A 23,754-nucleotide genomic window follows, 5' to 3' on the forward strand; every position below is an offset into this window, starting at 1 on the left:
CGTTTATTTTGGCCAATATCTTCTTTAGTTTAGCATTTGTGTATTTCCCATTCGTGTTCTATTTAGCTCCTTATTATGAGTATGTAGCAAGTTACTTATCAAATTCAGCCTCTTTGAGGGTCAAATATGGTTTTGCAAATGGTGACTGACAAGACATAAACAAGGTCAGCAGGAATTTTTTACATAAATGGACATGAATGTATATAACCTAAAATAAGAATAAATTTTAATAAGGGCTGCCCAAAAAGAAAAAAATGCAGTTGCCATCCTATAGATACTTGCAGAAAGGATAAAATTTACTTTTAGACCTTTTGGGATAGCCCTTATTAATACTTCAGATAAAATTCCTTAGGTTATATTTTCAATCCTTTGGACCGGGTTTCCTCCTTGGCATACAGTCCCGGACGCCCGATTATGACATGGTTGGCAACGATACTATCCGCCGGACTGCGTATCTGCGGCGGTGCATTTTCGGGATATTGCGCCTGCCTGTTCCTCACATCTTCCGCTTCCGGCTTGAGCTGTTGCCCTTCATTCTCCTTTTCTGCGACTTCGGGCGTGGGTGGCGCAAGCTCCAGCTGAATTTTTCGGTCAAGGGCGGCAAGTTCGGACTTCAACTGCTTCAGCTCGTCCTCCTTCTTCCACACCTTACCCGCTATCTCCTGTAACTGCGGTATCTCCATCTCCAGCACCTCGTTCTTCGCCTTGTACTGGTCGATGATGGAGGGTATCCTCTCCATCGCGTTGAGGAAGTTGCGGGCGGCGGCCAACGGGTCAGCCATCGCCAGATGCCCGTTGTTGTAGGTGTACTTGTAGTTCCCCTCGACCACGAAGCGGTTGTCGGTGAACTCCAATCCCTCTTTGAGTATCCTTTCGCTCACCACCTTTATCGGAAAACCGTAAAGTTCACCGACCTGCGTGTACAACCCTCCGGTCGTGGCATTCTTGGCTATCTCCTGCAAACGCTTTCCGATGACCTTCTCATCGGCGGAATCCACTCCGTCCACCTTTATTATATTAAGGCGGTTGCCCTCCTTGTCGGTCTGCACCACCGACAGGAAGCGGTTCCAGTCCTCCGTCATGGCATCTATGAAAGCCGTGTTGTTGCGCAACTCGCCGGTCTTTGACTCCAGCTTGAACTCCGAATCACGCTTGCCCTTGTTGAACGACTTGCGTTCCCCTTCGAGCGATGCGATCCGCTTTTCCAGTTTCGCCTTGTCCAACAGGTCGGTATTGCCGGAGAGCAACGCCATGTATTCCGAGAAATTCATGCCCGATTTTTCGTCCATTGCCCCCTCGTCGATGGTACGCGCACCCATCGCACCGCTTTTGAGCTGGCTTATGAAAGTCTGCTTGCAGTGCAGGAGGTTGAACTTGTAGCTGTCCAGTGACTTCTCCACCGCGTAGATGATTACATCCACGTTGTTCCCGGCGAAATGTTTGGCAATCTCATTACCTGCCCTAACTCCGCGTCCGTCACGCTGTTGCAAGTCGGACGGTCGCCACGGCGTATCGAGATGATGGATAGCCACACACCGTTTCTGGGCGTTCACACCCGTTCCGAGCATAGAGGTAGAGCCGAACAGCACACGCACCGTCCCGGCGTTCATGGCGTCTATCACCGCCTTCCGCGCCTTGTCGGTCTTGCACTCCTGAATGAAGCGCACCTCGCTTGGCGGTATACCGTAGTCCTCCGTCAGTTTGCGCTTGATTTCCGAATAGACGTTCCACCCGTCGCCCGGCTGGTATGTCCCCAAATCAGAGAAAACGAACTGCGTGCCTTTCTGGGCGTCGTATTTTTGATAATACTCCGCGATCATCTTGGCACAGTGACTCGCTTTGTTGTCGGGATGATCTTCGTAATTCGGGTCTATCATGCGCATGTCGAGTGCCATTTTCCGGGCATAGTCCGTGGCGATGAGCATCTTCGCCTTTTCTTCCGTTTCCGAAAGCGGCAGCCTGCCCAACAAGGTGGCATCGCCCGTCTTGGCGAACTGCATCAGTTTCTGTATGAAGTCCTCCTGTTCCGGCGTGGGCGGTATATGGTGCAGTATCTCGTTCTTGGCAGGACGGTCAACGCCCACATCCTCCGCCGTGCGGTAGTCCGTGATTTCATTATAGAAGGCGGCAAGCTCCGGCACTTTGATGAAGTAGCGGAAACGCTCCTTCTGGACCACATTGTTCGTCACGTTAAATTCAAAATCCGTCGTCTTCTTGGCAAATATCGCCGCCCAAGCGTCGAAACACCTTATGTCCTGCCGTTCCAGCTCCTTCGGGCGCAGGTACTTGAACAGCAGGTACAATTCAGTCAGTGAGTTGCTGATAGTCGTGCCGGAGAGGAAGGTCGCACCCAAGTCTTTTCCTGTGCGCTCCTGTATGGTGCGTATGGCAAAGAGCATGTTAAGTGCCTTCTGGCTTCCCTCGCTGTTTCCCAATCCCGCCACACGGTCGTGGCGCGTGTTGAAAGTCAGATTCTTGAACTGGTGGCTCTCATCTATGAAGATGTGGTCGATGCCCATCTGCTTGAAATCCACCACGTCGTCCGTGCGTGACTTTATGGCGTGTTCCACCTTCTCCAGCTTCGCTTCAAGGTTGTGCTTGCGCTTCTCCAATCCTTTCAGCATCGCCCGCGACACGTTCTTTCCCTGCTGCCGTAGCACTTCGAGGTTTTCCTCCACCGTGTCAAGCTCTGCTTGCAGGATGCGCTGCTGCAATTCCGGCGACTGCGGTATCTTGCCGAACTGGTCGTGCGACATGATGACGCAATCGTAGTCGTTGTTCTTTATATTATTGAAGAAGCGCACACGGTTGGCGGTCGAAAAGTCCTTCTCCGAAGCGTACAGAATACGTGCGTTGGGATATGCCGCCTGATAGGTGGCTGCAATCTCCGCAACGTTGGCTTTCAGCCCGATAATCATCGGCTTGTGTGCCAAATTCAGACGCTTCATCTCATGCGCGGCGATGCACATTATCAGCGTCTTACCGGTTCCCACCTCGTGGTCGCAAATTCCGCCGCCGTTCTGTTTCAACATCCAGACGCAATCCATCTGTGAGGGATAGACGCTCTTGATACCCCGGCTTGCCAGCCCTTTCAGGTTGAGGTCGGGAAAGGTCTGATGGGAGCCGTCGTAGCGCGGGCGCACGAAACAGTTGAACTTGCGGTTATACATCGTCACAAGCCGCTCCTTGAACTGCGGCGACTGCTCTTCGAGCCATTCGGAGAAGCCGTTTCGTATCTCGTCAATCTTGGCGTTGGCGAGTTGTATTCCCTCGCTGTCGCGCATCTTGATGTCGTTGCCATGCTCGTCCTTGCCGATGGACTTCATCATGTCAGGGCAGGTGTTGTGCAGGGCGTGTTTTAGGAGGTGCATACCGTCATAGTTCCGGTAATACCCCTTCACCAGAAACTCGTCCGTGATTTTCATGGTGCGGTAGCCGCACACCACCGAAAACTCGTCCATGCTTGCGGAATAGGCGATTTTCACCTCCGTGTCGAACAGCCGGCTCATGTAGGCGGCATAGACACCCGTCGGAATCCAGCGTTCCCCGAAATTGAAGTCCAGATCCTCGAAGGCGATGCGCTGCGGCTCGGCATCTTTCAGAGCCTCCAACGCCTGCTTCACCTCCGGCATACGCTCATTTTCGGGATTGTCACCCATCCATGCCTCTATGCGTTCCGCTTTCTCTATGACATTTCCGGCGATGAAACGGTCTTTGATTTCGTAACCGGTCACGAGCGGATTGTAGTAGATGCGCCCTTGCAGGGCAGTGAGCAAATCCTCCGCCGTGCTGTCGGTTATCTCCCGCATATAGTCGAGATTGACCGTACCATATTTGTTGAGCGACGCAGACAGGGCTTCTTCGGGAGAGCCTACGTTGGCATGGCTCTCCACCGCGAAGGAAACAGGATGCTCGAAGATGTCCGCCTTGACGAACTTTCCGTTTTCCATCCGTTCCAGCGAAAGGATGTCGCGCCCGCCCGCATCCATCATCACTAACTTCACGTTCTGCTTGGCGTTGAGGTTGCCGTAGCGCATGACAAACTCATCGTAACAGGTATTCAGATGCTCTCGCCACGGAACATTTGCCTCGCGCCGGAGCGATTCATAACGGTACAGACGCTCGTAGGCGTCACGCAGCGACACATACAACAACGCCTTTTCCTTCTGGTATCCTTTCAGGTCGAGCGGCTGGAATGTCGCCCCGTATGGCGTGATGTCTTTCAGGTAGCCGATGTTATGACGCCCCCGGTCAGCCACCAGCGACCCTTCGCGCAGGTGCATCTCCGGCGTGCGGTGGTAGGCACGCGGAGAAAGGTCCACGACTTCCTCCTTCGGCTTTTCCGCTTCGATGTCGGGGAAAAGGAAAGTCCCCACCGCTTCCGATGGGGTATCTGTAACGGCAGGTGCGGCGACTGCCTCCGGCTGTGTTTCCTCCTGTCGTGGCTGCTCACGGGAAGTTTCCGGCACGGCTTTCACTTCCGTCTTTTCCGCCACTTGTTTCTCGTTATGCTGCCTTGCCAGTTCCCGAAGTTCTTTCCTACGCTCCGGCGTCAAACCCATCATCATTTCATAGAAACCGTTGATGGGAGGATTGGTATCCCAGTCCAGTGTGGCATAGATGTCGTCCGGGTCGGCAGGCTTGGCGGTGTTCTCCGCTTTCACCTCCTTATTCTCCATTGCGGGTTTTGCAGTTGGAGCTGTCGGTGTAACCGTGACTTTCGGTTTGGGCGGAGTGGACTTTGCCGTAACTGCCTTTTTCACCGTCTTTTTCTTTTTGGAGGTTTTCGGTTGGCTGACCTCTTCCGTCATCCCCCAGAGGTCAAGCAGGGTGAGCTGCACGCCTGCGGAATATTGCGGGCGCGGTTCTATCTCCGGCTTTTCATCTGCGGGTTGCGGCTTTTCTGTCGGAGTTTCCACCGTCTGCGCCGAGGATACTGTTTCCAATTTTATGGCAGGACGCTCTACTTTATTTTGAACGGCAACTTTTTCTTCCGTTCCTGCCTGCCGGATTGAACCCGAATACAAGCGCATGGCAAGCCTGTAATGGAAATCCTCGTCGAGCATACGGCGCAAATCCCCGGCGATGCCTGCTGCCTTGCCCTCGTGCAGATAAACCATAGCGGGCTTCCCGTAGGGGTCTGTGTCAAGTTTCGCCATCGTATGCACGATGCGTTCCGGGTGGTGGATGAAATAGGCGTTGTCGGTCAGGGCGGTTTTCGTGTCCGTCTGTATCACGGTCATCAGCCGCTCGTCCTGCGACATTTCCTTCTTGCTGAGGTTCTTTTGCAGGACAATCAGGTCACTGCCCACCTCCGTGCCCGCGTTGTCCGTGAACAGGTTGTTGGGCAGGCGTATCGCGGATACCAGATTGGCCTGACTGAACAGCTCGTTACGCACGGAGGTCTTGGTGCTATTCAATACCCCTTGCGAGGTGATGAACGCCACGATACCGCCGTCACGCACGGCATCCAGTCCTTTGAGAAAGAAATAGTTGTGGATGGTTTTCTGGGCGGAGCGTCTGCCGAAAGAGTCGCTCCGCTGAAACTCCGCGTCGAACACGGCAATGTCACCGAACGGAATGTTGGACACCGCCAAGTCGAAATAATTGTTGAACGGTCTTTCGATTTTCTCAAAACCGCAGGTGCGCATTTTCTGGTCGGGATAGAGATGCCTCAAGATTGTACCCGTGAGCAGATCCTTCTCGAAAGCCATCACATCCGCATTGGGGCTGTGCCGCAGCATGGAATCCACGAACACGCCGACACCTGCCGACGGTTCGAGCATACGGGCGGGGCGGACGCTGTAATCTGCCAGCACGTCCGCGATGGTGTCGGTTATCTCTTTGGGGGTGTAGAAAGCGGTCAGCACGGACGCTTTCAGCGAATCCACAAACCGCTTGTACTCTGTTTCGTCCTTGCTGTTCTCACGGATAAGCCTGTGCAGCTCCACCGTCGGGGCGAACAGTTCGAGGTCGGATTTCGCCCACCGGACGGCATCCGTCAGTTCCTTTGCAGGGTTGAGGATACATTTCAGACCGCCGAAACCGCAGTACCTTTGAAGTATGGCACGCTCTTCGGTTGTCGCTGTCCTATTTTCCCTGTCAAGGATGAATGCCGTCCGTATCGCCTCGATGTTGTCCCGCAGTTTCTGTTTGCGGTTAAACGCCATATTCGTCTAAGTAAAGGACGGTTGCTCCCGTCAGCTCCGTGTAGAGCAGGTCGTAATCGGAAGACAGGGCGAAATTGTCATCCGAGAGGTCATAGACGGAGAACACGTTGCCGACAAGCGGCAGCAGTTTCAGGACAAAGGCTTCACGCTTCTCTTCCGGCACTTCATCGGCAAACTCGTTTTCCACGACTTCGCGGAGGATGGCGTAACGGGAATAATGCAGCCCGCGCAGCAGCGTGTCCATCGCCAGTTCCTGCGCACCATCGGCGGGATAGCCTTCAAGCCGTGCCCTCTCATACGTTTCGGCGGCACGGTCGGCCCGTTCCCGTATGAAAGCGGTGTCGTCAGCCTGTTCAAACTTGTTCGTGCGGAGATAGTCCAGCAGGTACAGACCGTAATAGGAAAAGTCGGTCTGACCCTCGTTTTTCTTCTTGTTGTTCATTACTTTGGATTTAGCGGATTGATAATTAACGGGATAATCGGTTGGAAAAAGGAAGAAAAAGGCACTCGGTATCCCTCCGAGTGCCACCACTAAATCCAAAGTATGAGTGTAATCCGGTATCGAAGAACAATTCATTACTCTGAACAAGTGGCAAAGTTAATACTATTTCTTCCGTCCTGAAAATTTCTTGTCCTTTTTAGCCTCCGGGAACACAAAAGTCGTGTTATATTCCCCGTCAAAGGCGACAACAGCATCGAAACTCTTGCCCTGTTTGCTCTTGAACCCTTTGAGCAGCTTGGTATGCCCTTCGGTGAGCAGGTCTTTGATTTCATCGTCGGACAGGGTGCGTCCCGCTTTCAGCCGGAACACGGGCAGTCCGCACTCCGTGTTGTCGCAGCGTACCACCTTGCCGTAGAACCGCATCCTGCCCGTGCCACACTTGGGACACGCGCAGCCGGAGTCACGGCTGCCGAAGAGCTTGTCGCACGAGATCAGTTCGGAGGTTATCTCACGTGTGTACGCCTCTATCTCCTTGCGGAAGGTGTCGTCGGACAGTTCCCCGCGCTCGATACGCGCCAGCTCCTTTTCCCATTCGCCCGTCATGGCAACATCGGCGATGCGCATCGTCTTGACGACGGAATTGAGGGCAAGTCCTTTTTCGGTGGGAACAAGCGACTTCTTGCAGCGTTCCATGTAACCGCGCTTGAAAAGCGTTTCGATGATGGAGGCGCGTGTGGCGGGAGTACCGATGCCACAGTCCTTCATCGCCTGCCGCAGTGCGTCGTCCTCAATTTCCTTGCCCGCCGTTTCCATTGCCGAGAGCAGGGTGGCTTCGGTATGCAGCGGCTTGGGTTTGGTCTTTCCTTCGGTAATGGACGAGCCTTTCGGTGTCAGCGTGTCGCCTTCCTGCCAGCCGGGGATGGTAATTTCCTCTTTTTCCTCGCCATAGACGGCACGCCATCCGGTTTGCTTCACGACGCTGCCTTTTACGGTAAACTCCACTCCGGCACATTCCGCCGTGACAGTGGTCACATCCTTGACGCATTTCTCAGAGAATGCCTCGACCATGCGCCCGGCAATCATCTGATAGATGGTATTGTCCTCTTTGGAGAGGAAGAGCGGTTTCTCACCCGTGACGAGCAGGGCATGGTGGTCTGTCACCTTGCCGTCGTCCACGCTGCGGCGTGTCGGGGCGGCTTTTGCCCGCACCTTGTCTTTCCATTCGGGCTGTGTGCCGATGAAAGCGAGCAGTTTGGGAATTTCGGCAAACACGTCTTCGGGGATGTAGCGGCTTCCCGTTCTCGGATAGGTTATCAACTTCTTTTCGTAGAGTTTCTGCGCGATTTCAAGCGTCTGTTCCGCCGTGAAGCCGTGCTTGGCGTTGGCTTCTTTCTGGAGCGTGGTCAGGTCGTAGAGCAAGGGAGTTTCCTCCGTCTTCTCCTTGCGCTCGGCTTTCGTGACAGTGGCGCAACCTGCCGCCTTTACCTTATTATATAGTTCCATCGCCGGTTCTTTCTCTTTCCATTTCTCGGAGGATGAGAATTTCACGACTTCGCCGTCGCAACCGTCCGTTGCGATATGGAGCTGCCAGAATGCTTCGGACGTAAAGCGGCGGTTCTCCCAGTAGCGTTCACATACCATAGCCAACGTTGGTGTCTGCACCCGCCCCACGGAATACGTGCCGTGTCCGGCGGCGATGGATAACGCCTGTGTGCCGTTGATGCCCACGAGCCAGTCGGATTCGCTCCGCGCTTTGGCGGCGAGGTAGAGGTTGTCGTATTTGCTGCCGTCTTCGAGTTTCCGCAGTCCCTCGCGGATAGCTTTGTCGGTGAGAGAGCTGATCCACAGGCGCACGAAAGGAGTGGTGCAACCCGTATAGTGGTAGAGGTAGCGGAAGATAAGCTCTCCCTCGCGTCCGGCATCGGTCGCCACGATGATATGTTCGCTTGTGTCGAACAGTCTTTTGATGACTTTTATCTGCGACACCACGCCGCTGTCGGGCTTGTAACCTTTCTCCGTCCTGACCTGACGGGGGACGAGCGTGAATGTGTCGGGAATAATCGGGAGGTTGTCACGGACAAATCCGCGCACGCCGTAGCCGTCGGGCATGGCAAGCTGAACGAGGTGTCCGAATGCCCATGTCACGGCATAACCGCCTCCCTCGAAATATCCTTCCTCTCTCTTTGTCGCGCCCACGATGCGGGCGATTTCACGTGCCACGGAGGGCTTTTCTGCAATGATTGTCTTCATGTCTTCTTCTTTTTTGTTGATACTTTGGATTTTATTTTGGATTCAGTGGCGGACACGGGATTACATTTTCATGCCCTTGCCCGTTTTCTTCTGCGGCTTCTCCTGCTGCTGTTGCTGGCGGGCGTCCTTCGGGTTGGTCTGACCTTTCTGCAACGGCTCTCTCAGATTCTTTGTAGCCTCGTTGGTCTTGCCATCGTTGTTCACCGCCACCTGCGTGCGGCTCTCGTTGGACGGAGCAACCTGCTGTGCATTGTCAGGGTTCGTGTCGTAGCGGTACGGGCGTCCCTTCTCCGGGTTGAACTTGATATACATCGTGGCATGGAAGCCCTGCTTGTCGGTCACGTTCTCCAGCTTCACGGCTTTACCCGCCACATAGTCGGCTTTCTGCTGGTCGGTGAAGCTCACGCCGCTCCATTTGCTGATGGGGCGGATGCTGCCGTCCTCGTTCGTCCACGTGTTGCGGCGTTGCTCCTTCTTGGTCTGTGCGGCATTTTCCCCGCCCTGCGCCTGACTTTTCGATGTGTCGCCTTTGGTTTCCTGTGTCTGTGCGGTACGGGGCGACTTGCCGGTTCCCGGCACGAACTCCACGCCGCGCTGCTCCACGTTCACTTGCAGGGTGGTGACGAACTTTCTGCCGTCGTTGCGCTCGATGAGCTTGTCGCGTACGGGCAGTCCGGCGCGGAGCATGTCCCGCTCCTGCGTGGTGATTTCCGTCTTGCCGATGCGCTCCGGGATGCGCACCCTGCTTGCCGGAATGTCCGTGATTTCATTCGTCTTGCGGTCGATGCTGATGTAGGAGGGGATGATCTCGCCCGTTTCCCTGTCCACAATGTCCACGACCCTACCGAGATTGCCCGTTTCGCGGAGGTTCTTCCGGTCATTGTCGGAGAATTTGTGTTCCTTGTACTCATCCAGCTTCTGCTCCTTGCGGATGAAGTGCGGCACGAGGCTGATGTTTCCCTCACCGTCCTTCTTGAAGGAGAGGCGGGCGTCCAGCTCGAATGATTCGCCGCCGAAGGTCGGTTTGACCTTTACCAAGTCGGACTTGCCATAGTTGAGCATCTTCGTAAGGTCGCCGGACTTTTCAAGGTTGTCCCGCTTTACGCCCCATCTGTCCTCCAGCTCCTGCCAGTTGATTTTACTCTCGTCGATGGGCTGGTAGCCACGTTTGCCCTGCATCTGTTCGGATTTGTCCTGTTGCTGTTCTTTCCGTTGTTCCATGTTCTCCTGTTTTTGAGGTTCTTGTTTCTCTGTCTGTTGTGCTGCCATCTCTTCCTGCACCTTCTTCTCATAGTCGGAGGTGTCCACCTTGTGAGGGGCGAGCAGCTCCTTGTTCGCTTCGGGGTCTTTCAGCAGTTGCTTCATCACCTCTAAGAGATTTTCAGCTTGGTCTGCCGCAATGCGGTAGAAACCGAAGCGGCTGGGTTCCTTGCACTGCCGGAAGAAGTTCTTGAAGAAGTTGTCCAGCACGTCGCCATGTCGGTCGAATTGCAGGAAACTCTGCGCGTTCTCCGCTTTTGCGGGGGTGCGCTTGGGTGTGCCGTCCGCGTTCAGCCCGGCTACCACGCTGATCTCGCCTGTCTTCTCGTCACGGACTACCAGCACGTCCTTTTCGTCTTTTTTCTTTGCCATCTGAAAAATGTTTTAATGGGTTATTTATGAAAGAAATTATGGATACGAGCCTTGTAGAAGGCTATATCTTCCTTTTTGAAGTCCTTGATATGGTTGGAAAGGAATGTCAGCACGTCCTCCTCGCTGTAATAGGTCTTCTTGCCCAGCGTCTTGTAGGGCAATGCGCCTACGCTGCGGTAGCGTTGGAGGGTGCGTTTGCTTATCTGGAGCAACATGCACAAATCCTGATTGTCGAAAAGGCGGATGCTTTCCGTGATAGTGGGCTGTTTCCCCTCAGCCTTCATCGCCAGCAGCAGTTCGTCCTGACGGTCGAGCCGTTCCATCAGCTTCTGCATCCAGCCCTCGAAGTTGTTTCGTGTGAGCAGTTCCATGACCTATGTCCTCCTTCCTTTTGGTTTGCCGCCCGTGCGCAGCGTGTGGTTGTGGAACAGGGTGTCTATTGTCCCTTCCTCGTTCCTTACTGTGTTGTCCTCCAATAGCCGCAGTATCTCGGAAAGGCGGTAGCGGCAGCTTCCGCGTACCACCACATACTCGATACGGTGGTCGGTGCGCATACGCTGCATGGTGCGCTTGCTCACGTTGAGCATCTTCGCCGCCTGTGCCGTGTCAAGCAGCTTGTCTTCGGTTTCCCGCTTCCGTTTCTTCTCGTCCCTTGCCTCGCGGATGTACCCTGCGATGTTCGCAATCTGCGCCATCATCTCCTTGTAGGCGGAACTTTCCATTGTTATCACTTTCATGTTCAGTCCTTTCTTTTTGTTTCTGCGACAAAATTCGGCAATAAACAAAAGGGGCTTTAACAACTCACTACGTGACTCACGTAAGATTTTTGCGGAAGATGGCTCCGTAACCCGGTCAAACGGCGCAACAGGCAGCCTTTCAGCGGAAAACGATACGTCTTGTATGCCGTTTCGTTACCTTTGCGGCAAACTCTAAATGACATGAATATGGAAATAGTATCTATCGAGAAAAAGACTTTCGAGATGATGGTGGCGGCATTCGGCGCACTCTCGGAGAAGGTCGCCGCCCTGAGGCGCAAAAGCGACACGGGGCGCATGGAAAGATGGCTCACGGGCGAGGAGGTCTGCGGGCAGTTGAGAATAAGCCCGCGCACGTTGCAGACGCTGCGTGACAGGCGGCTTATCGGCTACTCGCAGATAAACCGCAGGTTCTATTACAAGCCAGAGGAGGTGAAGCGGCTGATACCGCTTGTCGGCACGCTCTATCCGCACGGCAGATGATTTGATTTATTCACCCACTGAATCCGAAGTTATGATGAACGAGAACAACGATGTTTTTACGATGGAAGACGAGCCGATAGCCTCTGTGGTGCAGGATATGCGCAAAGGCTCGAAATGGCTGTCCGCATTTCTGGAAAGCTACCGTCCTCCGCTGGACGGGGAACGTTACCTGACGGACGGCGAGGTGTCGGAACTGCTCCGTGTGAGCCGGCGCACCTTGCAGGAATACCGCAACAACCGCGTGTTGCCCTTCATACTTTTGGGAGGGAAGGTGCTTTACCCGGAAACGGGGCTGCGCGGGGTACTGGAAGCGAACTACCGCAAGCCGCTGGAGTGAGGCGGTTTCATGAAAAAGTAAACGGGTGACACCTTTTGTGGTGCTACCCGTTTACTTGTCTTATGGGGTATGTGCAATCAGCAATACCCGGCTTTTCCGTTCTGTATGAACATCACGTATGTCTGCCGTTTCTCTTGTGAGAGTGCCTTTCCCACCAGCCATGTGCGGAACAGGTGGGTGTTGTAGGTATTCACCCTGAAAGCGACCGGGATGATGATTTCAAGGGCGTACACGTCCGCGTGCAGCCCGTTTTCAAGCTGCATGTAGCGGCACACCTCGTAGTCGTTCAGCACGTCCGACTTGCGGACGGCTCTGATGGCGGCGTTCACTGCCGGGACGGTCGTATGGAACAATCCGGCTATTTCGGTGGCGGTCATCCACACGTCGTTACCGGTTACGCTGACTGCCTTGTCCTCGATGATGATTGTGTCACGTTTCATGGCTTTTCTTTTTAGATGGTGCAACCTGCAAATTCCTCGACGCCGTTCAATCTTGCGGCAAGGTTCTCCATGTCCTGATTGAGCTTCTCTTTGGTTATCTTTGCGTAAATCTGCGTCGTCTTTATGCTCTTGTGTCCGAGCATGGAGCTGACCGTTTCGATGGGAACACCGTTGGAGAGGAATATCGTCGTGGCTGCCGTGTGGCGGCTCTGATGCCACGTGATATGCTTGGTGATGCCGCAACGCTTGGCGACGGCACGGATACCGGCAAGGCACGTGTTATAATGCGGAACGGGAAATATCCTGCCGTCCCCGCACAGTCCCCGGTATTTGCCGATTATGCGGTTGGCGATGTCGAGCAGGCGGATGTTGGACACCACGCCCGTTTTCTGGCGGTTGATGTTTATCCACTCGTGTTCGTCGAAGTAGGTGCGGATATTCTCTTCCGTAAGGTTGCGCATATCCGCGAACGACAGCCCCGTGAAGGCGCAGAACAGGTAGAGGTCGCGGTACAATTCCTGTTTGGCGTTTTTCAGTTTCCCCTCCATCAGCAGGCGGATCTCATCTTTGGTCAGGAAACTGCGTGTTGTTTCCTCCTTCTTGATTTCATACTCGCGGAACGGGTCGCGCGTCAGCCACTCGTTGTTGATGGCGATGAATACCATCGTCCGTAACGGGCAGACGTACAGCCACACGGTATTGGTGCAGCAGTGCTTGTCCGTGCGCAGGAACATCTCGAAGTCGGAGATGAAAGCCGGGGTAAGCTCTTTTAGGGCGATGTCCTTCACATGGTAGCGGATGTCGAGGAACTCTTGCATGTGCTTGTAAACGGTGCGGTACTTCAGCAGCGTGCCTTTGGCTTTCATGCCTGCCTCCACCTGCTTCTCGTAGTCCTCGTTGTGCTGGCGGAACACCTGCATCAGCGTGTGGTAGCGGTGTTCCAGTCCGAGAAAGGCGTTCTTCACCTTCTCCGCCGTGACGAAGTTGTCACGCTCCATGATTTCCTGATAATGCCTGTTGATGCGTACCCGCATCTTGTCAAGCATACGGTTCGTTTCGAGTGCCGCCGTGCTTCTGCCCGTGACACGTCCACCTTTGGTGTCCCACAGTTTCGGATCGACAGTCAGTTTGCAGCTGAACTGTGTCTGGCTGCCGTCCACCGTGATGCGTCCCATGACGGGAACTGTCCCGTCCTTTTTCACTACCTGACGCTTGAGGTAGTAGATTACTGAAAATGTACTCTTCATTGTCCTTAATTTTTGGGTTTCAAAATTAGTTGGTGAAGAGTCCGGTGTTGGTACGCAAAACGGGGAGGAACGGCGCAATCTTTTTCCGTAACCTGATTTTTCGCATGAGTTATGGATAACTCACTATTCCTTAGAGCCTTGTTTCGCTATTCGTACCCGTTTGTCGCATTTTCGGGCATGGTTACGAACAAGTAACGTAGCGGCGTCAGGATTTGGCTTCGGCAGGGATTGTAATGGCTTCACGGATTATCGCCACTTCAACCAAAACCCTTGTAACTCAATTCTATCACTATATCTTTCCGCATTTCACTTTTTTGTAGTAACTTTGCACCGACATTACAATAAAATACTAATGAAGAAAAACAGTTAAATAAATTCTATTCACAATATATACATACTAATAAGAAACAATCAATCGTATCAAAACGGTTTAAAACAATATAATAAGAATATAAATATAGCTTTAATTATTAATCTGTTCCATTCTTATTATTCTCTACGACATTTATTTTTTTAGTAAAATACAATATTCAATAAAAAATTATACAAACATGCAAAAAAAGTATATTATTAGCTGCATTTATATGTTATTATGCAGTACTCTAATCGCAGCAGAAAGCTTAACATCGCCTGATGGTAATCTCAAACTTCTTTTTTCATTAAGCAAGCAGGGTGAGCCTGTATACGAATTGTTTTATAAAAGTAAAGTAGTCATAAAACCGTCGAAATTAGGAATAGAAATAAAAAATGATAAAGGATTAATGAACGACTTTTCATTAATGGATACCAAACGCACAACATTCGATGAGACCTGGACTCCGGTTTGGGGAGAAGAAAATCAGATTCGCAACCACTACAATGAATTGGCTGTCACATTGGAGCAAATAACGAACAGCCGATACATTACCATCCGTTTTCGTCTTTTTAATGATGGCTTAGGGTTTCGTTACGAATTCCCTCAGCAAAAGAATCTCAACTATTTTATTATTCAAGAAGAACACTCACAATTCGCAATGGCAGATGATCATAAAGCTTTCTGGATTCCAGGTAATTATGATACACAGGAATATGAATATACCGAATGTCGTTTGAGCGAAATACGCGAAACAATGAAAAAAGCAATTACTCATACTCCAAATAGCTGCTTCTCTCCCACAGGTGTACAAACCTCTATTCAGATGAAGTCTAAAGACGGATTGTATATTAATCTGCATGAAGCAGCTTTAGTAGATTATTCATGTATGCACCTAAACTTGGATGACCGTAATTTGATTTTTGAATCTTGGCTTACTCCAGACGCCATAGGTAATAAAGGTTACATGCAAACCCCTTGCAATTCTCCCTGGCGTACGGTAATTGTCAGCGATGATGCCCGAAATATATTAGCTTCCCGTTTGACACTCAATTTAAACGAGCCATGTGCATATAAAGACGTATCGTGGATCAAGCCCGTCAAATATATAGGCATCTGGTGGGAAATGATTTCCGGTTACAAACGATGGGCTTACACTTGGGATTTTCCATCAGTAAAGTTAGGTAGTACAGATTATTCTAAGGCAAAAGCAAGCCCCAGCCATGCTGCTAATAATAAAAACACAAAATACTATATAGATTTTGCAGCAAAGCACGGATTCGACCAGGTATTAGTAGAAGGTTGGAATGAAGGTTGGGAGGACTGGCATAATAAATCAAAGGATTATGTTTTTGATTTTACCACACCTTACCCTGATTTTAATGTTCAAGAATTACAAGCCTACGCAAAAAGCAAAGGCATACGTCTGATGATGCATCACGAAACCTCTTCTTCCGTCCGAAATTATGAACGCCACATGGACAAAGCTTATCAATTTATGGCCGACAATGGTTATAATACTGTGAAAAGCGGATACGTGGGAAGCATTATTCCACGGGGAGAATACCATTACGGTCAATGGATGAATAATCACTATTTGTATGCAGTAAAAAAAGCAGCAGATTACAAAATTATGGTAAATGCCCACGAAGCAGTACGTCCTACCGGATTATGCCGTACTTATCCCAACCTGTTGGCTAACGAATCGGCTCGAGGTACAGAATATGAGGCATTCCAAGGTAACACCCCCTCCCATACTACCATTTTACCATTTACCCGCCTGATTGGCGGACCGATGGACTATACTCCCGGTATCTTCGATACAAAAATTTCTTTCGTTTCCAAGAAAAGAGGTTGGGTACATACTACTTTGGCAAAACAACTGGCACTTTATGTAACCATGTATAGCCCTCTACAAATGGCAGCAGACCTTCCAAAAAATTATGACCTATACATGGACGCCTTTCAGTTCATTAAAGATGTTGCAGTTGATTGGGATGAAAGTAGATATCTGGAAGCTGAACCGGGAAACTATCTGACGATAGCCCGTAAAGAGAAAGGAAAAGAAAACTGGTTTGTCGGGGGAATAACAGATGAAAACAGTAGAATATCCTCTTTTCAACTAAACTTTTTGAAGCCAGGGAAACAATACGTTGCTACTTTATATCATGACGGAAAAGACGCCGATTATGATACAATGCCCACTTCTTATGAGATAAAGAAAGGCATAGTAACCAACAAAACAAAAATCACCGTAAAACTGGCTCGTAGCGGCGGGTTCGCTTTAAGTCTGACAGAAGCCACCGATCAAGATAAAAAGATCAAAAAATGGAAATAAAACCAATTAGCAAGTAAATTATCAGCATTCGTTTAAAATGTATATCAGTTATAACATTCGTTATCACAAACATATTTATTGCATTAAAAATCAATATTTTACAAAACACTAATACGATAAAGGCAAAAGAGTTTATCAAAAAATCTTTTGTTCAGAAAGTATAAGTTTTGGATAACAAAGTACTTTTTTTGATATATATCAACCCGTATATTTGCAAATATTAAAATATTAAAACAACAGATAATTATGAATATTCTTTTTGATCAGAGATTAAAGGAAATTACGCAAGAACATGAAACATTGTTGAAACGTAAAAACGAACCGATCATACCGGGAAATGGAATTTATACACGTTATAAATATCCAGTTTTAACTGCCATGCACACTCCTTTGATGTGGAGATATGATTTCAACCCTGCAAGTAATCCTTTTTTAATGGAGCGATTTGGAATAAACGGAACATTCAATGCAGGTGCAATAAAATGGGATGGTAAATATATTATGGTAGTTCGGGTTGAAGGTAATGACCGAAAATCCTTTTTCGCAATTGCAGAGAGCCCGAACGGAATAGATAATTTCCGTTTTATAGATTATCCGGTAGCAATCCCGGAAACAGAAAATCCCGATATTAATATATACGATATGCGTTTAACGGCACATGAAGATGGTTGGATATACGGTATTTTCTGTTCTGAACGAAAAGATCCTGACGCACCGGAGGGAGATTTATCGGCTGCTATTGCCACTGCAGGAATTGTTCGTACAAAAGATCTAAAGAAATGGGAACGCCTGCCCGATTTGAAATCGAAAAGCCAGCAACGAAATGTAGTCTTACATCCCGAATTCGTGAACGGTAAATATGCACTTTATACCCGCCCTCAAGATGGTTTTATAGATGCCGGTAGCGGAGGTGGTATCGGCTGGGCATTAATTGACGATATTGAACATGCAGAAATAAAAGAAGAAACAATTATCAACTTCCGTTATTATCATACCATTAAAGAATTAAAAAACGGAGAAGGTCCTCATCCTATAAAAACCTCTAAAGGTTGGTTACATCTTGCGCATGGCGTAAGAGGATGTGCCGCAGGATTGAGGTATGTATTGTACCTGTATTTAACAGACTTAAAACATCCCGAAAAAATAATCGCAGAACCTGCCGGCTATTTTATGGCTCCAATAGGAATGGAAAGAATCGGCGATGTTTCCAATGTATTGTTCTGTAATGGTTGGATACCAGATGAAGACGGAACTGTTTTCATCTATTACGCCTCTTCTGATACACGCATGCATGTCGCAGTTTCCACAATAGATCAATTACTGGACTATTGCTTAAATACAAAACCGGACGGATTGCGTTCAGCAACTTCCGTGCAGACTCTACGCACCTTAGTTGACAAAAACTTCGCATGTATAGAAGAAACAACATTTGTCAATTCTTAATATATTACAAATTACAGAATTAATATTTTTTAATCCATGAAAAACAGTTTTTTAATAGGTATAATTATAATAAGTTTCTTCTCGTGTAAAACACCGATGAAGAATAAAATGCCAACTGACCCACAAGCGACTCATGAGACTGTCGCATTGTATAACCGTTTATTTAATCTGGCAGAAAAAGGCATTATGCTGGGACATCAGGATGATCCGTTGTACGGGCATGGCTGGTATGGAGAACAGGATCGTTCTGATGTCAAAGGCATGATTGGAGACTATCCCGCCATATTCGGTTTCGAACTGGGACATATCGAATTAGATTCTGAATATAGTTTGGATTCTGTATACTTTAGCCAGATAAAAAAGCACGTAAAAGAACATCATGCACGAGGAGGTATTTCCTCCTTTAGCTGGCATGCCGATAATATAGCAACAGGAAATTCTACTTGGGATTGCGCACAAGACACAGTTGTACGCTCTATCCTGCCCGGAGGTAGTTTACATAAAGAATATCTGGTATGGTTGGAGCGTTTAGCTAATTTCTTTCTGGATTTGAAAGATGAGAATGGAGCGTATATCCCTGTTATTTTTCGGATGTATCACGAGCATACAGGAGACTGGTTTTGGTGGAGTAGCCAACAATCTACTCCCGAAGAATATAAACAGCTGTGGATAATGACATGCGATTATTTACAAAAAACGAAACAAGTACATCATCTACTTTATGCTTATTCTTCTTCCAACGTTCAGAGTGAAGAACATTATCTGGAACGATATCCGGGTGATCAGTACGTCGATATTCTGGGATTCGACCATTACTTGAAAGGACGGGAACAAAAAAATGTCGAACAATACAAAATCGATTTTGAAAGAAATATCAAAATAGTAACAAAATGCGCAGAACAGTCCGGCAAACTGCCGGTAATTGGCGAAACCGGGGAAGAATCGATATGGGATCCTACCTATTTCACCAATGTAGTTTATCCGATAATAAACAAATATAAACTCGGATGGATTTTATTTTGGCGTAACGCTTGGGAACCCGACAAACCTAATCATTACTACCTACCCTATCCGGGACACTCTTCAGAATCTGATTTCAAACAATTTGTCGATCAGCCTTTAATCCTCACAAATAAAGATGTATACCAACAATAGAATTTTATTACAAACCAATATGTTTAATCTTGAAAAAGTTGAAATTATGAAAAAAGTATTCTACAAAAGTTTGATTCTGGCATTTTCTGCCACAATGTTATCAGCAAATGTAAATGCCCAGTTCGCAGGTGGTACGGGAACAGAAAGCGACCCGTATATTATCCAAACAGCAGAGCAATTAAATGAAGTACGTAATTATTTGGACGGAAACAATTTCCGACTGGACAATGACATTGATTTAACCAGTTACCTCGCTGCCAACTCAGCAGAAAACGGTTGGTTACCCATTGGAAGTGATCCGGAAGGTATAACAGGATCGTTTGATGGTAACGGACATGTCATATCCGGATTTTACATTAACCGTCCCGAAACTTCGAATGTCGGATTATTCGGTTTTATTAAATCAAGCGGAATATTTAGTGTAAAAAAATTAGGGCTTATTATTGCCGATGGCAAAGAAGTAAAAGGATTGGATAATGTAGGCGGAATAATCGGTCAAGTTCCCTACACCGGACAAACTATCAAAATTACAGAATGCTTTGTAATTGGCAATATCACCGCCGAAGGTAATGGTGCCGTTACCGGTACAGCCACAGGAACCGCCGGTTCTATAATAGCTATGACGTCTGCATTAGGGCGCGTTGAGTTGCTAAATTGTTATGCTGCAGGAAAAGTTTATGGTTTTTGTAAAGCCGGCGGTTTGGTAGGACAAGGATACCGTGGTATCAAAATCGAATCTTCCTACTCTACCTGTGAAGTAGAAGCCGGTACAAACAAATCTCAGTCAAAAGCCGGTGGTCTTATCGGAGAATGCGGTTTTCCCAATGGCAATGCAATCCGCCACGATGTGATTTATTCCATCGCATTGAACCCATCCGTAAAAGCGCCCAATTCTCCGGATTTACACATTGGACGTTTAGTTGGATTTGAAAAGCCGGACAACACAGGTAAGTACAATTATGAAGTATCTTACGCTTGGGCTGATATGCTGGTAAACGACGCAGCTGTTACAGACGGACAGGAAACCAATAAAAACGGATTAAACCAATCTTCAAATGATGTCATACAAGAAACAATTTATTTTGGAGACAACAACAACGACTATTTATTCTGGGATCCAGCTATCTGGTCCATGGGAAACGGTAAATATCAACTACCCATTCTAAAAGCTTTTGCAGCGGACAAGCAGCCTGATACCAAAGTAGCTCACTTACCGGAAAGAACCAGTACGGGCATAACAATGTCATCTTCTGAAAAATTATCAGTTTATCCAACTCTAACAAAAGATAAGATTACAATAACAAATAAAGCAGATAATGCCAAAGTTTCAATATACGATCAAGTTGGCAAGTTGGTAATGACAAGTTTTGATTCGGAAATCAGTATAGCCACCTTAAATTCCGGCATATATTTACTGAACGTCCAAGGAACTGTAGTAAAAATTGTAAAAGAATAGGCTTCTATATCTTTTAAATAAGAGTGAAGAACTAACAATAAAGACTAAGTAATAACAGACAAAAAATTTATCCGTCAAAAACAAAAACACTTTTATTGTTAGTTCTTCTTTTGAAGAGAAACTATATTAATTTTAAGAATAACATGACTAAAAATGTAAAAGCAAAAGTTTCTGACACCATGAAAAGCAGAAGACAGATTGCCGCACTAATAACCTTATTAATGCTGATAACTGTATCATCTGTATTTGCTCAAGGGACAAAGAAACTCACAGGAATAGTAAGTGACCTGTCCGGTGAGCCATTGATAGGAGTGAGTATTGTTGTTAAAGGAACTACCATCGGCACAGTAACCGATCTTAATGGGGGGTACTCATTAAACATACCCGATGAAAATAAAAAAGCCACTTTAATCTTCACTTATGTCGGTTATCTGAAGCAAGAGATATCTGTAAACAATAAACATACATTAAATGTCATCATGAAAGAAGACGACAAATTACTTGATGAAGTGGTAGTCGTTGGTTATGGTGTACAGAAACGAGTGAACATGACAGGCTCTGTAGCTTCAGTAAAAAGTGAAAAAATGACAACTATGCCTGTTGCCAATGTTTCCAATGCATTGGGTGGCCGGGTTTCGGGATTAGTCACGCAACAAGCTACCGGTGAACCCGGTAATGACGCCTCGACATTATATCTCCGAGGAAATAAAAACCCTCTTGTTTTGGTCGATGGTATTGAAAGTGAATACAATATGATCAATATGGAAGAGGTTGAATCCGTAACTTTACTAAAAGACGCATCGGCAGTGGCCCCTTATGGTTTAAAAGGAGCTAATGGCGTTGTCTTAATTACAACAAAACGTGGAGGTAACACACAAGGAAAGATTTCTTTCAATTATAATGGTGAATTCGGTTGGCAGAAACCGACCAATACACCTGAATTTATGAGTGCAGCTGAAGGACTACGCCTGAAAAAACAAGCGTATGAAATGGATGGCATGAAAGATGAAGCAAATGCAATTACTGATGAAATACTTGCTGCACATGAACAAGGAACAGATGCTTATCCCAATACTAATTGGGTGAAAAACTATATGAATACTTCTACCAGCCAAAAACACAATATAGTACTTAAGGGTGGTAATGATCTGATTAAAGCTTACGTAGCTTTGGGATACATGAAGCAGGGCAGCATGTTTAGTGACGACCAGTATTACCGTCGTTACAATGTACGTGCCAATCTTGACCTAAAGCCCACTAAAACAACAACCGTTTCAGCCGATTTAGGCCTTGTATATGATCGTAAAAGGACAAACTCTTCTTCTGCAGAAGCGGCTATGCTAAATATCTACCGGGCAAAAGCAACTGAGGCTGACGTATACAGTAACGGATTACCTGCCTTTCAATCGTCTATCGGTGGTAGTATGTACCAAACAATATATGGTGGTGGAGAGAAACGCAATGAAAACAACTATCAGAATTTGAGTTTGTCGGTCAATCAGGAGCTACCTTTCATCAAAGGATTGTCAGTAAAAGGCTTGTTCAATATGAATCGCAAAGATACATATTCCAAAAACTGGGGCCATCCTTATGAATATTACGTATATGATGCCGCCAATAACAAGTATAATAAATCAGAATTACAATCCGATGCAGATCTATCCCAATCTACTAAAGTAAATGCTTATTATACAGTGCAGGGTTATCTGAATTATGCCAATTCCTTTGGCAATCATAATATCTCCGGTTTATTTGTTTACGAACGCCGGTGGGGAGGACGCAAAATAGATTATAGTGCTCGACGGACACAATTCGATGTCTCAATACCCGAATTGGATATGGGATCGAAAAATAATCAATACAACTCCGGTACCTCTTCAGCCGAAGCTCAAGACGGTTTTGTATTCCGTGTCAATTATGATTATGCACAAAAATATCTGATCGAGTTAGCCGGACGCTATGACCGTACCTATCAATATGCTCCTGATCGTCGTGCTGCATTTTTCCCTTCGGTATCATTGGGATGGCGCATTTCAGAAGAGGCATTTTTGAAAGACATTCACATTATCGATAATTTGAAAGTCCGCGCCTCTTATGGTAAATCCGGAAATCCGGTAGGAAACCCATTCCAATGGAGCCCTACCTATACGGTAGGTAACGGATATGTATGGGGAACAGGCTCCCAATCTACGGTCTCCGGCTTATACGAAAGTGCAGAAGCAAATCCTTTTCTGACGTGGGAAACCGTCTTAAAAGCCAACATAGGATTTGATCTTTCCATGTGGAACGGGTTATTGGGAGTAGAATTCGATGTATACCGTGATTTAAGACGAGATAAAATCATCATTCCGACCGACGATTTTCCAACAGAATATGGTATTAAGCCTTCGCAATACAATGCAGGAAAGGAAGAACGTTATGGTGTAGACCTCACCGTCTCCAACCATACGAAGATCAATCGGGATTTCTCAATAGACAATTCATTTGTATTCGGATTCTCCCGCGATAAGCAAATAGATATCGCCGAGTCAATGGGTACTTATAGTATTCCACGTTTCCGCAGAACCGGTAAATCCGCATCACAGTTAAGAGGATATATTGCCGAAGGATTGTTTGCCAACCAAGAAGAAATTGACAATTGGGCTTACCAAAGCGCTTCAACCCGCCCTGGTGACATCAAATATCGTGACATCAACGGTGACGGTAAAATTGACAATGAAGACGAAACAATTATCGGTCGTACCCGTGTACCGGAAATCATGTACGGATATACATTCAGTGCAAAATATAAAGGCTTTGACTTCAGCCTGTTTTTACAAGGAACCGGACATTCCGATTTCTATATCGGACAAGACGCAAGCGGTGCTTCTGACCGTGGAGTACGTTTCCCATTCAAAAATGATAAACCCCGGAAAGACCATATTCATTCATGGACAACAGACAATCCCGATCCGAATGCCAAATACCCACGTTTATCCACTATTGAAGGAATGAATTATGTGTCCTCTTCCTTCTGGGTGGTAAATACAGCATATTTAAAACTAAAATCTCTGGAGATAGGATATAACTTCGAGCAACGTCTATTAAAGAAACTCCATGTAGATAATCTGAGAGTATACCTAAACTTTTACAACTTGTGGACTATTTACTCTGATATGCCGAAAGATTTCGACGTAGAAAATCAAAATTACAATGCATATCCACAGCAATTTGTAACCTCTTTGGGGGTTAATATTACATTCTAATGAAAGCAA

The 23,754-nt window shown here is 47.6% G+C and carries 15 protein-coding genes; 7 read left to right on the plus strand and 8 right to left on the minus strand.

Translation table 11 applies throughout. The features are described from left to right. Positions 1-353: 353 nt before the first annotated feature. The 6 genes from RB604_RS00825 to RB604_RS00850 form a co-directional block, all read right to left on the minus strand. A complete protein-coding gene (locus RB604_RS00825; RefSeq protein ID WP_004291462.1) occupies positions 354-6,170 on the minus strand; it encodes a helicase-like domain-containing protein in 5,817 nt (1,938 codons plus the stop codon). After that, entirely contained in the window at positions 6,160-6,612 is a 453-nt protein-coding gene (locus RB604_RS00830; protein ID WP_004304266.1) for a DUF1896 domain-containing protein, read from the minus strand. Before RB604_RS00830 ends, RB604_RS00825 begins: the two co-directional genes overlap by 11 nt. 162 nt (positions 6,613-6,774) lie before the next feature. Then, positions 6,775-8,862, minus strand: coding sequence for a type IA DNA topoisomerase (locus RB604_RS00835; protein WP_004291456.1), 2,088 nt, complete (start codon positions 8,860-8,862; stop codon positions 6,775-6,777). Between the two features lie 60 nt (positions 8,863-8,922). After that, positions 8,923-10,494, minus strand: coding sequence for a DUF3945 domain-containing protein (locus tag RB604_RS00840; protein WP_004291455.1), 1,572 nt, complete (start codon positions 10,492-10,494; stop codon positions 8,923-8,925). Positions 10,495-10,514: 20 nt separating this feature from the next. Continuing rightward, positions 10,515-10,865 carry a helix-turn-helix domain-containing protein gene (locus RB604_RS00845; protein ID WP_004291454.1) on the minus strand — a complete coding sequence of 117 codons (351 nt, stop codon included), beginning with the start codon at positions 10,863-10,865 and terminating at the stop codon, positions 10,515-10,517. A gap of 3 nt (positions 10,866-10,868) precedes the next feature. Continuing rightward, positions 10,869-11,294 carry a helix-turn-helix domain-containing protein gene (locus RB604_RS00850; protein WP_004291432.1) on the minus strand — a complete coding sequence of 142 codons (426 nt, stop codon included), beginning with the start codon at positions 11,292-11,294 and terminating at the stop codon, positions 10,869-10,871. 138 nt (positions 11,295-11,432) lie between these two features. Between RB604_RS00850 and RB604_RS00855 the strand changes: the two genes are divergently transcribed. Together RB604_RS00855 and RB604_RS00860 are read left to right on the plus strand one after the other, a co-directional pair. After that, positions 11,433-11,732 (plus strand): helix-turn-helix domain-containing protein, encoded by a 300-nt coding sequence (locus tag RB604_RS00855; RefSeq protein WP_004291426.1) that lies wholly within the window; start codon positions 11,433-11,435, stop codon positions 11,730-11,732. 31 nt (positions 11,733-11,763) lie between these two features. Next, positions 11,764-12,069, plus strand: coding sequence for a helix-turn-helix domain-containing protein (locus RB604_RS00860; protein WP_004291424.1), 306 nt, complete (start codon positions 11,764-11,766; stop codon positions 12,067-12,069). 77 nt (positions 12,070-12,146) lie between these two features. Here RB604_RS00860 and RB604_RS00865 read toward each other — a convergent pair whose 3' ends face one another. Beyond that, on the minus strand, positions 12,147-12,509 hold the full coding sequence (locus tag RB604_RS00865; protein WP_004291423.1) for a hypothetical protein: 363 nt from the start codon (positions 12,507-12,509) through the stop codon (positions 12,147-12,149). A gap of 11 nt (positions 12,510-12,520) precedes the next feature. Beyond that, the gene (locus tag RB604_RS00870; RefSeq protein WP_004291422.1) at positions 12,521-13,756 is read right to left on the minus strand and encodes a site-specific integrase; all 1,236 of its coding nucleotides are present in this window, start codon (positions 13,754-13,756) and stop codon (positions 12,521-12,523) included. A 551-nt stretch (positions 13,757-14,307) separates the two neighbouring features. Here RB604_RS00870 and RB604_RS00875 point away from each other — a divergent pair. The 5 genes from RB604_RS00875 to RB604_RS00895 all read left to right on the plus strand — a co-directional run bounded on the left by RB604_RS00875 (position 14,308) and on the right by RB604_RS00895 (position 23,745). Continuing rightward, on the plus strand, positions 14,308-16,446 hold the full coding sequence (locus tag RB604_RS00875; protein WP_007482488.1) for a glycoside hydrolase family 97 protein: 2,139 nt from the start codon (positions 14,308-14,310) through the stop codon (positions 16,444-16,446). Positions 16,447-16,692: 246 nt separating this feature from the next. Beyond that, the gene (locus RB604_RS00880) at positions 16,693-17,889 is read left to right on the plus strand and encodes a glycoside hydrolase family 130 protein (RefSeq protein ID WP_005934000.1); all 1,197 of its coding nucleotides are present in this window, start codon (positions 16,693-16,695) and stop codon (positions 17,887-17,889) included. Positions 17,890-17,985: 96 nt separating this feature from the next. Then, positions 17,986-19,044 carry a glycoside hydrolase family 26 protein gene (locus RB604_RS00885; RefSeq protein ID WP_195558475.1) on the plus strand — a complete coding sequence of 353 codons (1,059 nt, stop codon included), beginning with the start codon at positions 17,986-17,988 and terminating at the stop codon, positions 19,042-19,044. A 46-nt stretch (positions 19,045-19,090) separates the two neighbouring features. Further along, a complete protein-coding gene (locus tag RB604_RS00890) occupies positions 19,091-20,500 on the plus strand; it encodes a T9SS type A sorting domain-containing protein (RefSeq protein ID WP_227096950.1) in 1,410 nt (469 codons plus the stop codon). A 179-nt stretch (positions 20,501-20,679) separates the two neighbouring features. After that, positions 20,680-23,745, plus strand: a complete 3,066-nt coding sequence (locus RB604_RS00895; RefSeq protein WP_227096949.1) for a SusC/RagA family TonB-linked outer membrane protein — start codon at positions 20,680-20,682, stop codon at positions 23,743-23,745. The last annotated feature ends 9 nt before the right edge of the window (positions 23,746-23,754 follow it).

The organism is Bacteroides salyersiae (assembly GCF_031172035.1).
Lineage (GTDB): Bacteria > Bacteroidota > Bacteroidia > Bacteroidales > Bacteroidaceae > Bacteroides > Bacteroides salyersiae.